Genomic DNA, 13,587 nt, shown 5'->3' with positions numbered 1-13,587 from the left:
TTTACCGTACGCGGGCGACCGTTGGGCGGATTGAGTGGCCGGACACGGCATGTGCGTCCAGCCGGGTGACCGCCGGGTCGCTAGGCTGTGGCCGTGCCGTTGTATGCCGCGTATGGATCCAATATGGAGCCCTCCCAGATGTTGGAGCGCGCTCCCCACTCGCCCATGGCCGGCACCGGCTGGCTGGAGGGCTGGAGGCTGACCTTCGGGGGCGAAGACCTCGGCTGGGAAGGCGCGCTGGCGACCATCGTCGAAGACCCGGCCTCCCGGGTCTTCGTGGTGCTGTACGACGTCACGTCGCTGGACGAACCCAACCTCGACCGCTGGGAAGGCGGCGAGCTGGGCATTCACTCCAAGATCCGGCTCCGCGTGCAGACCATGGACGGCTCCGTGCTGGCGTGGCTGTACGTCCTGGACGCCTACGAGGGCGGCCTCCCTTCCGCGCGCTACCTCGGCGTGCTGGCCGACGCGGCCGAGGCCGCGGGTGCCCCCGCCGACTACGTCGACGCCCTCCGGACCCGCCCCTGCCAAGGCATCAGCGGCTGACGCCGCGAGCTGTCCATCTGATCACGCGTGTCGTCCGTCCAATCACGCGTGTCGTCCATCTGATCACGCGACCGCGCGCCTTTCGAACGCCCTGGACAGCTCGGCCAAGAAACGTTGAGGATCGCGCAGGTCAGCTGCCGACGCCCGGATCGTGATCCACCCCCGTCCAGCCATCCGTGCGTCTCGCTCGGAGTCGTAGTCCTGGCGCCCCTCGTGAGAGGCGAAGCCGTCGTACTCCACGGCGATCCGCCGCGAAGGCCACGCCATGTCGAGTACGTACAACGTCCGACCGTCGATCGTGGTGATCTCGTACTGCGCCTCCGGTATCGGGAACCCTGCCTCGACGACGATCAACCGGAGGATGCTTTCCGGCGGGGAATCCGCCTTTCCGGTCGCCAGGTCGAGCAGCATGACGGCCCTGTGGATACCTCGCCGGTCGCGGCGGTCCACGACTCTGTCCCGAACGTTGGCACGCAGGGCTCGGACATGATCCGGCACAAGCCCGTGCATCGCCTCGTCCAAAGCGGCGAACGCGGTGCGCTTGGGCCCATCACAGAGGAAGTCAGCCAGTGCCAGGTCCAAGGAAAACGTGGAGAGCCCATCGAGCTCGACGATATCCGAGGGCTGGAAATCGGCTTGATGGATGATCAACCCCGGCTTCGACTTGATCCGCCGCGAGTATGGCACCGTCACGTGGATGCGCGTGTCGTCCACGGCCGAAATCCCATGTAGCGCAAGGGCTGTAGCTCCGGACAGCGCCGACGGCTGTCCTACCACGAGCAGCGCGGCCTGAGCCCGGGTGGTCAGTTTCAGCAGATCCGCGGCATGCACCACCACGCCCCGCCATGGCTGAGCGAGGGCACCGGTGGCCAACCCTTCAAGAACCCTCCGGCGCCCCAGAACCTCGTCGGCCTCACTACGCGAGACCGCCCCATGTCGTCCTCCCCAGTCGATCATGACTTCGAGGATCGTCGGTTTCAGCGCCTCGGGAAAGGCCTGTCATCCACACCTGTGGATAACTCCAAGACTGTGGATAACCCTGTGGACAGGTGTTCGACACCGGAAGTGGCGAACACCTGTGACCAGGTGGACGACACGCGTGATCAGACGGACGACACGCGTGACTGGATGGACGTCAGGCCAGGGTGGCCAGGGCCGTGTGGACCAGCGTGCGGACTCCGCACAGGAGCGAACGCTCGTCGAGGGTGAAGGTCGGGCGGTGGATGTCGGCCATCGGGCCTTCGCCGGACCAAACGCCGAGGCGGGCGAAGGCGCCTTGGACGTGCTCCAGGTACCACCCGAAGTCCTCGCCGCCGGACGACTGTTCGGTTCCGGCGACGGCGGTCTCACCCAGCGCGGCTTCGACGCCGGCCCGCATCAGGGCGTGCGACTCGGGATCGGAGACGACCGGCGGCACACCGCGGCGGTAGTCGAGCGAGAACCCGACCCCGGTCGGCGCGAGCAGCGACTCCACCGAAGCCGCGACGAGCGGCTCCAGCATCGTCCAGACCTCGTGGTCCGCGGTGCGGAGCGTGCCGCGCAGCACCCCGTCCTGCGGGACGGCGTTGGCGGCCTGCCCGGCGTGCACCGCGCCCCAGACCAGCACGGTCCCGGAGCGCGGGTCGACCCGCCGCGAGAGGACCGCGGGCAGCGACGTGATCACGGTGCCCAGCGCGTGCACCAGGTCCGCGGTCAGATGCGGCCGCGAGGTGTGCCCGCCCGGCGACGTGAGCCGCAGCTCGATGAGGTCGGCGGCCGACGTCAGCGCGCCTTCGCGCAGGCCGACCTTGCCGACCTCGAGCCGCGGGTCGCAGTGCAGCCCGTAGATCCGCTCGACGCCTTCCATCGCGCCCGCGGCGATCATGTCCAGCGCGCCGCCGGGCATGACCTCCTCGGCGGGCTGGAAGATCAGCCGCACGCGGCCGGGCAGCTCCGGCGCGCCCGCCAGCGCCCGCGCCGCGCCCAGCAGGATCGCGGTGTGCGCGTCGTGCCCGCACATATGCGCGGCGCCGTCGGTCTTGGAGGCGTACGGAAGCCCGGTGGCCTCGGTCAGCGGCAGCGCGTCCATGTCGGCGCGCAGCGCGACACAGCGGTCACCGCTGCCGATGTCGCAGACCACGCCGGTGCCCGTGGGGAGCACCCATGGCTTGAGCCCGACCGAGCGGAGCAGGGACATGACCATTTCGGTCGTGGCGAACTCGTGGCGGGAGAGCTCCGGGTGCGCGTGGATGTGACGGCGCCACGCGACGACGTCGGTGGCGTTCGCGCGGAGCCAGTCGTCGAGCCAGAAAGGGCCGCGTCCGGCACCCAGATCATGCACAGGTGCCATGCTGACGCCGGCCTCGGAGATCAGCGCGGTGGACGCCTCTATAGGGGCAACGACGCGACCTTCGGGGTCGCCTGGAATGTCCGGACGTGAATCGAGCACCGTCACGCCGCACCTCCTCCCGCGACACAGTCACCTTCGTCTACCACCGTACGAGTGGTCTCTGAAGGCACGCTGGGTGCCGTTCGATCTGTGATACGCATTTGCGATAGATCGTGCACCATGCAGATGACAAGCCGCTCGTCGAGTGATCGAGCCGGAGACGGCCGGTAGTGGATCTGCGATGAACGGCTGCGAGAGTTCGGCCCGGGCTAAGCGGAGAGTCCTTCTACTTACCGGTAGCGGCTCAGGACTTCTTCTTCTTGGCACGAGCGCGGCGGCCGAGGATCACCAGGCCGAGCAAGATGGCCGCGGCGACGCCCGCGATGATCTTCCGTTTGGTCTCCTGGCTGTTGGCCTTGTCGGTCTCGGCGGGGTCGAGCACCGGCCCGGGAGGCGCCTGCGACGGCACCTCGTGCACCGCCGCTGCCTGCGCGATCACCGGCGCGGATGCCTGGATCTCCGTGAACGGCGCAGCCTGCGCGACCGGCGCGCAGACGACCAGCCCGGCGGCGACGAGTCCGGCAAGCTGCCCGAGACGAGACCTTTTCGGCATGACTCCCTTTCGACGGCGTGGCGCGAATCCGATTCTGCACTCTGCCGGGTTCCCGCGTCAGCCGCCACGCGGAGGACCGGAGAACGCCTCCAGAATCCGTTGCGCGGCCAGCGTCGGGGTCAGTTCACCGTCCCGGACCGCCCGCTCGACGTCCGGAACGACCGCTCGCACGTCCGGATGCGAAGCGAGCCGTCCGAGGAGCTGTTCCCGGACCATCGACCAGGTCCACTCCACCTGCTGCCGTCGTCGCCGCCCGTCGAGTTCACCCGAAGCGGTCAAAACGTCGCGGTGACGGCCGATTTCGGCCCACACGTCGTCCAGTCCGACGTCGGTGAGCGCGCTGCACGTCAGCACCGGGGGCGTCCACTCGGCGTCGCGTCCGTAGATCATCCGCAACGCGCCGGCGAGTTCGCGGGCCGCGCGTTTCGCGTCGCGTTCGTGGTCGCCGTCGGCCTTGTTGACCGCGATGACGTCCGCCAGTTCGAGGACACCCTTCTTGATGCCCTGCAACTGGTCCCCGGTGCGGGCCAGGGTCAGGAACAGGAAGTGGTCGACCATGTTCGCCACGGTCACCTCGGACTGCCCGACACCGACGGTCTCGACCAGCACGATGTCGTACCCGGCCGCCTCCATCAGCACGATCGTTTCGCGGGTCGCCCGTGCGACACCGCCGAGCGTGCCCGAAGTCGGCGAAGGGCGGATGAACGCCTTCGGGTCCACCGCGAGCCGCGCCATCCGGGTCTTGTCACCGAGGATCGAGCCGCCGGTCCGCGTCGACGACGGGTCGACGGCCAGCACGGCGACCTTGTGCCCGGCCCCGGTCAGATCCGTGCCGAGCTGGTCGATGAAGGTCGACTTGCCGACACCGGGAACGCCGGTGATGCCGACGCGCCGCGCGCCGCCCGCGTGCGGGAGCAGCTCGACCAGCAGTTCCTGCGCCTGCGCCCGGTGGTCGTCCCGGTTGGACTCGACGAGCGTGATCGCCCGGGACAGCAGGCCGCGGTCACCCGCGAGGACGCCCTTGGCCAGCGCTCCGACGTCGATCTTGCGCGGCAAGTTTCACGACTCCTGGGCGGTCAGCTGTCCGATGAGGTCGATCGCCGCTTCGGCGATCACCGTGCCGGGCCCGAAGATCGCCGCCGCGCCCGCCGCGCGCAGCTCTTCGTAGTCCTGCGGCGGGATGACGCCGCCGACCACGACGATGATGTCCTCACGGCCCTGTTCGGCGAGTTCGGCGCGCAGCGCGGGGACCAGCGAAAGGTGGCCCGCCGCCAGCGACGAAACGCCGATGACGTGCACGTCGGCCTCGATCGCCTGCCGCGCGACCTCCCCGGGGGTGGAGAACAGCGGGCCGACGTCGACGTCGAAACCGATGTCGGCGAAGCCGGTCGCGATCACCTTCTGGCCGCGGTCATGGCCGTCCTGTCCCATTTTCGCGACCAGGATCCGGGGACGGCGGCCTTCCTCCTCGGCGAACTTCTCGACCAGTTCGCGCGCCTGCTCGACGTTCTCGGTCTTGCCGACCTCCTCGCGGTACACACCGGAGATGGTACGAATCTGGCCGGCGTGCCGCCCCCAGATCTTCTCCAGCGAGTCGGAGATCTCGCCGACGGTGGCCTTCGCCCGCGCGGCGTCGATGGCCAGCGCGAGCAGGTTGCCGTCGGATTGGGCGCCCGCCGTGAGCCGCCGCAACGCGTCCTGAGTGGCGTCCTCGTCCCGTTCTTCGCGCAGCCGCCGCAGTTTCTCCAGCTGCTGCGCGCGCACCCCGGCGTTGTCGACCTTGAGCACGTCGATCTGCTCGTCGTCGGTGACCTGGTACTTGTTGACGCCGATCACCGGCTGACGGCCGGAGTCGATCCGCGCCTGCGTCCGCGCCGCGGCCTCTTCGATGCGCAGCTTCGGGATACCGGCGTCGATCGCCTTCGCCATCCCTCCCGCCTGCTCGACCTCGGTGATGTGGCCCCACGCCTTGCGCGCGAGGTCGTAGGTCAGCTTCTCGACGAACGCGCTGCCGCCCCACGGGTCGATCACGCGCGTAGTGCCGGATTCCTGTTGCAGCAGCAACTGCGTGTTCCGCGCGATGCGCGCGGAGAAGTCGGTCGGCAGCGCCAGCGCCTCGTCGAGGGCGTTGGTGTGCAACGACTGCGTATGCCCCTGGGTCGCCGCCATCGCCTCGACACAGGTGCGGACGACGTTGTTGTAGACGTCCTGCGCGGTCAGGGACCAGCCCGACGTCTGCGAGTGGGTCCGCAGGCTCAAAGACTTGGAGCTCTTGGGGTCGAAGCCCTTCACCAGCTTGGCCCACAGGAGGCGTGCCGCGCGGAGTTTCGCGACCTCCATGAAGAAGTTCATCCCGATCGCCCAGAAGAAGGACAGGCGCGGCGCGAACTTGTCGACGTCCAGCCCGGCTTCGACTCCGGCGCGGATGTACTCGACGCCGTCCGCGAGCGTGTACGCCAGCTCCAGGTCGGCGGTCGCCCCGGCTTCCTGCATGTGGTAGCCGGAGATGGAGATCGAGTTGTACTTCGGCATGTTCCGCGAGGTGAACGAGAAGATGTCCGAGATGATCCGCATCGACGGCTGCGGCGGGTAGATGTAGGTGTTGCGGACCATGAACTCCTTGAGGATGTCGTTCTGGATGGTCCCGGCCAGTTTGTCCGGCGTGACACCCTGTTCCTCGGCCGCGACGACGTAGAGCGCGAGCACCGGCAGGACGGCGCCGTTCATGGTCATCGAAACGCTCATCTTGTCGAGCGGGATGCCGTCGAAGAGCTGGCGCATGTCGTAGATCGAGTCGATCGCGACGCCGGCCATGCCGACGTCACCGGCGACGCGCGGGTGGTCGGAGTCGTAGCCGCGGTGCGTCGCGAGGTCGAAGGCGACCGAAAGCCCCTTCTGCCCGGCCGCGAGGTTGCGGCGGTAGAAGGCGTTCGACTCCTCGGCGGTGGAGAAACCCGCGTACTGGCGGATGGTCCACGGCTGGTTGACGTACATCGTCGGGTACGGGCCGCGCAGATACGGCGCGATACCCGGATACGTGCCGAGGAAGTCCACTCCGGACAGATCGTCGGCGGTGTAGACCGGTTTGACGCCGATGCCTTCCGGCGTCTCCCACGCGAGCGCGTCGGGCCCCTTGCCGGTGGCGGCGTGCAGCGCTTCTGTCCATTGAGGACGGTCGGCGGGGTCGGGGCCGCCCAGCTCGATTCCGGCGAAGTTCGGGATGGTCATCACTGCACTCCGAGCTCGTTCAACGTGCCGGTCAGGATTTCCAGGGCGTCGCAGCCCGTGTGGAGATAGCCCGTGACGTCCGGGTGGTCGCCGGGTTTTCCGGCGAGAAGCACTGACGTGGCGCCGGCTTCCTTCAGCGCCTTCGCGACGCTGTCGGCTTCCTCCGCGTAGGAAGTGTTGCTTCCGCAGAGGCAGGCGATCTTCGTTCCGCTGGCCCGGAATTCCGCGATGACGTCCTCGGGCGCGCCGGGGTTCACGGCCTCGATCCCGCCGGCTTGGAACAGGTTCGCCGCGAAACTCGCCCGCGCGGTGTGCGCCGCGACCGGGCCGAGCGTGGCGAGGAAGACGCGGGGACGGTTCGGATGCGCGTCCGCCCGGTCCCGCAGGGCCTCGAACGCTTCGGCGTACCGGTGCCGGGGCAGACCGCCGCCCGGCAGGTCTTCGACGGCGTCACGGACGACCGCTTTTTCCGTCAGATTGGGGAATTCGCTGACACCGGTGATCGGATCGCGCCGGGTCGCGAGCCGCTTCGACCGCTTCTCCCAGGTTTCGGCGAGCCGTCCGGCGAGCGCGCCGGACGCCAGTTCCGCCTCGATACCGCCCGCCGCCTCGATGCCGGTGAACTCGCGCCACGCGGCCTTGGCCAGGTCTTCGGTGAGGTTCTCGACGTACCAGGAGCCGCCGGCCGGGTCGATGACACCGGCCAGTTTGGACTCCTCCAGCAGCACCGCGTGCGTGTTGCGCGCGATCCGCGCGGAGAACGCGTCCGGCTGGCCGATCGCGGCGTCGAACGGGAGCACGGTGATCGCGTCCGCGCCGCCGACCCCGGCGCCGAAACAGGCGAGCGTGGTCCGCAGCATGTTCACCCACGGGTCACGCTGGGTCAGCATCGCGGGCGAGGTGACCGCGTGCTGCCGCATACCGGAAGCCTTGCCGCCGGAGACCTCGGTGACGCGCGCCCACAACCGCCGCGCCGCACGGAACTTGGCGATCGTGAGGAACTGGTCGGCCGTGGCGGCGAGCCGGAATTCGATCTGCCCGGCCGCGGTGTCGACGTCCAGCCCCGCTTCGGTGAGCGCTCGCAGGTAGGCGACCCCCGCGGCGATGGTCGCGCCGAGTTCCTGCGCGTCCGATCCGCCCGCTTCGTGGAACGGCAGGCCGTCGGCGACGATCGTCCGCACCTTCGGGTGACTGACGGCGACCCGCGCCGCAAAGTTCGCGGCGGGGGCGAGCGGACGCGCCGAACCGGTGCGCGCGGTCGACCCGATCGGGTCGGCGCCGAGGGTCGCGGTGACCGCGCTCGCCGGGATCTCGCGTTCGGTGAACAGGGCGAACAACTCGTTCGCGGCGGCCTCGTACTCGTCGCCCGCGTCGAGGACGACGGGCGCGAGGTCGATGTAGACCTCGTTCAGCGCGTCGCCAAGATCGGCGACAGGGACGCCGGCCGCACCGGCGCGCAGCCAGATGGAGCTGACGCCGCCTTCGAGGTCGGCGAGGATCGCGGCGTTCGTGGCCTTCGCGTCCCGGCGCGCGTACCGGGCACGGATGTCCCAGCCGGTCGTCACCGCGCCCTCGGGCCGGGCGCTTCTCACGAACGGCGGAAGACCGGGGAAACCCGTCCCCTCGACGGCGTCGTCGGCGGTGTAGAGCGGCTGGATCTCCAGGCCGTCGTACGTCCGGGTGACGAGCCTGCTTTCGGGCAGGCCGTCGAACGACTCGTCGATGGCGCCGCTCTTGCGCAGGACGCCGGCGACGAGTTCCCGCCACTGGTCCCGGCTCGCTTCCGGGAACTCCGCGGCGAGCGTCAGCTCTTCGGGCGCGTCGGGCTCGCCTGGGGTCGGCACTGACTCCGTCTCGGCCACTTCCGTCATAACCAACGATGCTAACGGCCCTTAACAGCCCCTACCTGTGACGCTAGTCGCGCATAAGGGGCCCCGATTCACTCCGACAGGGCACGGCGCATGGGTCCGTCACACGGGCATACGACACAATTGGGCCGTGCCGTCCGACACCACCGAGCCCAGCGAGAGTCCCGGCGACGAGAAGCGTGTGGTCGCCGGTCGATATCGGTTGCGCTCGGTCATCGGATCAGGGTCGATGGGCACGGTCTGGTCGGCCTACGACGAGTTCCTGCACCGTCCCGTCGCGGTCAAAGAGGTCCGTCTCCCGCCCGGCGTGCCGGCGTCGCAAGCCGACGAGCTTCGCGAGCGGACGCTGCGCGAAGCCCGCGCGATCGCCGTCCTGAGTCACCCGAACGTGATCATCCTGCACGACGTCGCGCGTGAGAACGACGAACCGTTCGTGGTCATGGAGCTGCTGCCGTCGCGAAGTCTCGCGCACATCCTGCGCGACCACGGGGCGCTGACGGTCGAGCAGGCGGCGGCGGTCGGCATCGCGGTGGCGTCCGCGCTCGAAGCCGCGCACGCCGCCGGCATCACCCACCGTGACGTCAAACCGGGCAACGTCCTCGTCGCGGGTGACGGCCGCATCAAGCTCACCGACTTCGGCATCGCGCGCAACGTCTCCGAAGCCACCATGACCCGGACCGGGATGATGCTGGGCTCGCCCGCCTACATCGCGCCCGAGGTCGCGTCCGGCGGCGCCGTCGTCCCCGCCGCCGATCTGTGGGGCCTCGGCGCGACGCTGTTCGCCGCCATCGAGGGCTCGCCGCCCTACGACGCCGACGGCGACCCGCTCGAAACGGTCGGCAAGGTCGTCAACGGGAAGGTGCCGAAACCCGCCCCCGGTCCGCTGGCCGACGTGATCGGCGCGCTCATGAAGAAGGAGCCGTCGAAGCGGATCACCCTGCGCGAGGTGCGCCGCCGGCTGTACCCGTTGCAGGCCAAGACGCTCATCGACCTCTTCCCCGCCGAGCTGTTCCACACGCCCGACGGCGGGAAGACCACCGCGCACCTCGACGCGACCGACACCCAGGTGATCAAGCAGGTCGCGCCGGAGAAACCGGGCGAGGGCACGAGTTCCGAACTCGCCGCCGACCCCGGCCCACTGCCGTTCCTGAACCAGCCGGCGCCGTCGCCTCCCGCCGAACTCGCGCCGATGCCGACCGTCACCCCGCCGTCGCCCCGCCCGACGGGCCGGTCCACGGTGGGCACGGTGGTGCTGGCGCTCGCGTCGGTCGTCCTGTTCCTGCTGGCCGCGGGAGGCGGGTTCGTGCTGGCCAGGGCCGTCGGCGGACAGGACCTGCGGCCACCGGAGAAGGTGCAGCAGGGCGACACGGTCATCACCCAGCCGCCGCCGAAACTGATCACGCAGCAGGGCGACGCGAGCACGGTGAACGGCCTGAAGGGCGGCAGGTTCAGCATCGGTGTCCCGGAAGGCTGGCAGAAGTTCGTCGCGCCACATGTCACCAAGGGCGTGCCGAGCACCGTGGTCCAGTACATCTCACCCGACGGCCGCCAGGTCATCCGGGTCGAGCGGCTGACCGGGTTCCTGGCGGGCAGCCCGCTGGCCACCTACTTCAGCTGGCTGAAGAGCCAGCATCCGGAGATCGCCCCCATCGGCGACGCCGCCACCGTGCCCGGCCGGGGCGACAACAGCCAGCGGTACACCTATCGGACGACCGAGCGCGCCGCCGGGAGCCGGGACGTGGTGAACGAGAGCATCACGCGCACGACGTACATGGACCTGTTCAGCGGCGGCACGGATCTGTGGATCCTCTCGGTGACGGCGCCGATCGAGCAGGAGAACTCGGCGAAGACCGGGATCTTCGAGCCGGTGGCGCTTTCCCTCGTCGTCGACGGCTAGCGGGCCGGGCTGAAGGACGCTTTCCCCGCATGTGACGAGAGGAAAGGGCCCTTCACCGCGTGAGATGCGGGGAAAGCGTCCTTCAGCCTCCCTGGGCGAAGTAGGCCTTCGAGGCACGCTGCTGCGCCAGCCTCCGCAACACCGACAGCAGCCTGTCTCCGAGCACCGTTTCCACGACGGCGATCTCGATGATCTTCTCCAGCGACTCGATCCCGGCGATCCCTTCGAGGTCCAGATCGGCGGTCCGGTCGGCGATCTCGGCGTAGGCGTCGAGTTTGTCGAGGTACCAGCCGTGCCCGACCTCGCGGATCGTGCACAGGACGCCGACCAGGGCCTGGATGACCAGGTCGTCGTCGGACTTGCAGGGCCAGCCTCGGCGTTCGGCGAGGTCACGGACCGTGGCGAGCGCCCAGCCCCTGGCTTCGTCGTCGGCGACCTGCCGGGAGGTGGTCATGCCCTGCTGGGCGATGCCGAGGACGTGATGGGGGCTGGCTTCCCCGGCGTCGACCGCGGCGAGCACTTCGCCGACCGTCGCGAGCGAAAGGCCGCCGACCTCCATCAGCGCCCTGATCAGCTTGATCCGCTGAACGTGCCCGTCGTCATACTTCGCCTGGTTGGGGCTGGTCCGCTCACCCGGCGGGAGCAGCCCTTCCCGCAGGTAGTACTTGATCGTGGCGACCGGAAGCCCGGCTTTCTCGCTCAGTTCGGCCATCCGCACGCGTGCGTTCTCCGATCTCGGGGACGGTTCCAGGGTCATCCCTGAAGACTTCTCAGGATGGATAGCTTAGCTTTCCATAACGGAGAGTTTGACTATCCATTCTGGGAGGATTCCATGACCATCTTGACCGATCTCCAGGAGAGAACCCGCACCTGGCACCGGGGTTCCTATCGCTCGGCCCAGGCGTTCGCCGTGATCACCGTGCTGTGCGTCCTGGCCATGCTGATCGACCAGCGGACGCTGAACGGCGCGCCGCTCTGGGCGAAACCGTTCAAATTCGCCGTCTCCGCCGCGCTGTACTTCTTCACCTGGAGCTGGCTCGTCTCGCTGCTGCCGAAGTTCCGGCGGACCGCGAACTGGCTGGCGAACGCGCTCGTCGTGATCTTCGCGGCCGAGTACGCGCTGGTGGTGTTCCAGGCCGCCCGCGTCCGCGCGAGCCACTTCAACAACGCGACCCCGCTGGACAACACGATCTTCCAGGTCATGGGCGGGATGATCGCCGTGCTGTGGCTGGTCAACCTCGTGCTGACCATCGCCGTCCTGTTCACCCGGCTCCCCGACCGCGCGACGGCGTGGGCGGCCAGGATCGGCGCGATCCTCGGCATGATCGGGATCTCGCTGGCGACACTGATGAGCAGCCCCACCCCGGACCAGCAGGCCCTGCTCGACGCGACCGGCCAGTCCGCGATGATCGGCGCGCATACCGTCGGGCTCCCCGACGGCGGCCCCGGCCTGCCGATCCTCGGCTGGAGCACGGTCGGCGGCGACCTGCGGATCCCGCATTTCCTCGGCCTGCACGGACTACAGGCGCTTCCGCTGCTCGCGCTCGCCCTCGGGGTCCTGGCCGCGCGCTACCCGCGGCTTCGCGACGACGTCCTCAGGCTGCGGCTGGTGGTGATCGCCGGCGTCGGCTACGCGGGACTTCTCGCCCTGCTGACTTGGCAGGCCCTGCGCGGCCAGTCGATCGTCGCCCCCGATTCCCAGACCCTGACCGCCTTCGCCCTGCTCGTGGCCGGCGTCGCCTTTAGCGGGCTAATCGCGATCGGGCGGCCGTCGCGGGAGCTGGAGGCCTCACTGCGATGAGCGTCGAGACGCTGTTCACCTGGACCTTTCCGCTGGCGACGCCGTTCTGGCTGCTGATGATCTTCCTTCCGGGCTGGTCGTGGACCCGCCGGATCCTGTCCTCGCCCTGGACGCCGCTGCTGCCGCTGATCCCGTACTTCGTGCTCGCCATCGCGCATTTCGGCGAACTCTGGACCGCGGTGAGCAGGCCCGACGTCGACGTGCTGAGCGCGTTCACCGGCACGCCGTACGGGGCGGCCACGATCTGGGCCCATCTGATCGCCTTCGACCTGTTCATCGCCCGCTGGATGTACCTCGAATCCCGCGAGCACCGGATCCACCCGCTGGTGACCGGCCCGATCCTGGCGCTCACGATCTTCCTGTCCCCGTTCGGGCTGGTGGCGTTCCTGCTCGTGAGAACCGTCCGGATACGCTCGTCGCATGAGTGAGAACGAGGTCGCGGCGGCCGCCGCCATCGCCGAACGCACCGGCGTCGAAAAGCACGACATCGCCGTCGTGCTCGGTTCGGGCTGGCGCCCGGCGGCGGACGTCATCGGGGAGCCCGAGGCGGAGATCCCGCTGGGCGAGCTGCCCGGATTCGTCGCGCCGGGCGCGGTCGGGCACGGGGGAACCGTCCGGTCGGTCCGCGTCGGCGACAAGCGCGCGCTGATCCTGCTGGGCCGCACGCATTTCTACGAGGGCAAGGGCATCGACCCGGTCGTGCACAACGTGCGCACCGCCGCGGCGGCGGGTGCCAGGACGGTGCTGCTGACCAACGCCGCGGGCGGCCTGCGCGAGGGTTTCCGGGTCGGGCAGCCGGTGCTGATCTCCGACCACCTGAACCTGACCGCGCGTTCGCCGATCGTCGGCGCGAACTTCGTCGACCTGACGGATCTCTACGCGAAGCGGCTGCGCGACATCGCCCGCGAGATCGACCCGTCGCTGGAAGAAGGGGTCTACGCGGGGCTGACCGGGCCGCATTTCGAGACGCCGGCGGAGATCCACATGCTGCGGACGCTCGGCGCCGACCTCGTCGGCATGTCGACGGTGCTGGAGGCCATCGCCGCCCGCGCCGCCGGGGTCGAGGTGTTCGGGCTTTCGCTGGTGACCAACCTGGCGGCCGGGATGACCGGGGAACCGCTGAACCACGAAGAGGTCCTCGAGGCGGGCCGCCAGTCCGCCACCCGCATGGGCACGCTGCTCAAGGAACTCGTCGCCCGCGCCTGACGATTCGCGCGTGAAGGCCCCCTTGCCGGAAGGGGGCCGTCACGCGCTTCTCAGCCGGCG

Annotated in this window: 12 protein-coding genes; 5 read left to right on the top strand and 7 right to left on the bottom strand. The window is 69.3% G+C overall.

Annotated elements, in window-relative coordinates; genetic code table 11:
• Positions 1–93: 93 nt before the first annotated feature.
• Positions 94–546 (top strand): gamma-glutamylcyclotransferase, encoded by a 453-nt coding sequence (locus tag ACFVM3_RS25995; RefSeq protein WP_192746686.1) that lies wholly within the window; start codon positions 94–96, stop codon positions 544–546.
• A gap of 63 nt (positions 547–609) precedes the next feature.
• On the opposite strand, the gene ACFVM3_RS25990 is transcribed toward ACFVM3_RS25995, so the two are convergent.
• The 6 genes from ACFVM3_RS25990 to ACFVM3_RS25965 all read right to left on the bottom strand — a co-directional run bounded on the left by ACFVM3_RS25990 (position 610) and on the right by ACFVM3_RS25965 (position 8,626).
• The gene (locus tag ACFVM3_RS25990) at positions 610–1,503 is read right to left on the bottom strand and encodes an endonuclease domain-containing protein (RefSeq protein WP_378442545.1); all 894 of its coding nucleotides are present in this window, start codon (positions 1,501–1,503) and stop codon (positions 610–612) included.
• A 178-nt stretch (positions 1,504–1,681) separates the two neighbouring features.
• Positions 1,682–2,980, bottom strand: coding sequence for an amidohydrolase (locus ACFVM3_RS25985; RefSeq protein ID WP_126735221.1), 1,299 nt, complete (start codon positions 2,978–2,980; stop codon positions 1,682–1,684).
• Positions 2,981–3,218: 238 nt separating this feature from the next.
• Positions 3,219–3,527, bottom strand: a complete 309-nt coding sequence (locus ACFVM3_RS25980) for a hypothetical protein (RefSeq protein WP_378442543.1) — start codon at positions 3,525–3,527, stop codon at positions 3,219–3,221.
• Between the two features lie 57 nt (positions 3,528–3,584).
• Entirely contained in the window at positions 3,585–4,583 is a 999-nt protein-coding gene (gene meaB / locus ACFVM3_RS25975) for a methylmalonyl Co-A mutase-associated GTPase MeaB (RefSeq protein WP_378442541.1), read from the bottom strand.
• Between the two features lie 3 nt (positions 4,584–4,586).
• A complete protein-coding gene (scpA, locus tag ACFVM3_RS25970) occupies positions 4,587–6,755 on the bottom strand; it encodes a methylmalonyl-CoA mutase (protein WP_378442539.1) in 2,169 nt (722 codons plus the stop codon).
• Positions 6,755–8,626 carry a methylmalonyl-CoA mutase family protein gene (locus ACFVM3_RS25965; RefSeq protein ID WP_378442538.1) on the bottom strand — a complete coding sequence of 624 codons (1,872 nt, stop codon included), beginning with the start codon at positions 8,624–8,626 and terminating at the stop codon, positions 6,755–6,757. The genes scpA and ACFVM3_RS25965 overlap by 1 nt, the downstream gene beginning before the upstream one ends.
• Positions 8,627–8,753: 127 nt before the next feature.
• Here ACFVM3_RS25965 and ACFVM3_RS25960 point away from each other — a divergent pair, with 127 nt between their 5' ends.
• Positions 8,754–10,520, top strand: a complete 1,767-nt coding sequence (locus tag ACFVM3_RS25960; protein WP_378442536.1) for a serine/threonine-protein kinase — start codon at positions 8,754–8,756, stop codon at positions 10,518–10,520.
• 82 nt (positions 10,521–10,602) lie between these two features.
• On the opposite strand, the gene ACFVM3_RS25955 is transcribed toward ACFVM3_RS25960, so the two are convergent.
• Entirely contained in the window at positions 10,603–11,277 is a 675-nt protein-coding gene (locus tag ACFVM3_RS25955; protein ID WP_378442534.1) for a MerR family transcriptional regulator, read from the bottom strand.
• Between the two features lie 75 nt (positions 11,278–11,352).
• Here ACFVM3_RS25955 and ACFVM3_RS25950 point away from each other — a divergent pair, with 75 nt between their 5' ends.
• Genes ACFVM3_RS25950 through ACFVM3_RS25940 form a run of 3 tightly spaced genes read left to right on the top strand, consistent with a single transcriptional unit; the run spans position 11,353 to position 13,527 of the window.
• Positions 11,353–12,321 (top strand): hypothetical protein, encoded by a 969-nt coding sequence (locus tag ACFVM3_RS25950; protein WP_378442532.1) that lies wholly within the window; start codon positions 11,353–11,355, stop codon positions 12,319–12,321.
• The gene (locus tag ACFVM3_RS25945) at positions 12,318–12,749 is read left to right on the top strand and encodes an ABA4-like family protein (protein WP_378442530.1); all 432 of its coding nucleotides are present in this window, start codon (positions 12,318–12,320) and stop codon (positions 12,747–12,749) included. The genes ACFVM3_RS25950 and ACFVM3_RS25945 overlap by 4 nt, the downstream gene beginning before the upstream one ends.
• Positions 12,742–13,527 carry a purine-nucleoside phosphorylase gene (locus tag ACFVM3_RS25940; protein WP_340684579.1) on the top strand — a complete coding sequence of 262 codons (786 nt, stop codon included), beginning with the start codon at positions 12,742–12,744 and terminating at the stop codon, positions 13,525–13,527. Before ACFVM3_RS25945 ends, ACFVM3_RS25940 begins: the two co-directional genes overlap by 8 nt.
• The last annotated feature ends 60 nt before the right edge of the window (positions 13,528–13,587 follow it).

The organism is Amycolatopsis sp. NPDC057786, assembly GCF_042797905.1.
Classification (GTDB): domain Bacteria; phylum Actinomycetota; class Actinomycetes; order Mycobacteriales; family Pseudonocardiaceae; genus Amycolatopsis.
Note: the sequence above shows the minus strand (reverse complement) of the source record. Positions and strands in the feature narration are given on the sequence as shown.

Coding starts and splice junctions, on each gene's coding strand:
- ACFVM3_RS25990 (WP_378442545.1), bottom strand. CDS start 1,503: ATGATCGACTGGGGAGGACGACATGGGGCGGTCTCGCGTAGTGAGGCC.
- ACFVM3_RS25980 (WP_378442543.1), bottom strand. CDS start 3,527: ATGCCGAAAAGGTCTCGTCTCGGGCAGCTTGCCGGACTCGTCGCCGCC.
- scpA (WP_378442539.1), bottom strand. CDS start 6,755: ATGACCATCCCGAACTTCGCCGGAATCGAGCTGGGCGGCCCCGACCCC.
- ACFVM3_RS25965 (WP_378442538.1), bottom strand. CDS start 8,626: ATGACGGAAGTGGCCGAGACGGAGTCAGTGCCGACCCCAGGCGAGCCC.
- ACFVM3_RS25955 (WP_378442534.1), bottom strand. CDS start 11,277: ATGACCCTGGAACCGTCCCCGAGATCGGAGAACGCACGCGTGCGGATG.
- ACFVM3_RS25950 (WP_378442532.1), top strand. CDS start 11,353: ATGACCATCTTGACCGATCTCCAGGAGAGAACCCGCACCTGGCACCGG.
- ACFVM3_RS25945 (WP_378442530.1), top strand. CDS start 12,318: ATGAGCGTCGAGACGCTGTTCACCTGGACCTTTCCGCTGGCGACGCCG.
- ACFVM3_RS25940 (WP_340684579.1), top strand. CDS start 12,742: ATGAGTGAGAACGAGGTCGCGGCGGCCGCCGCCATCGCCGAACGCACC.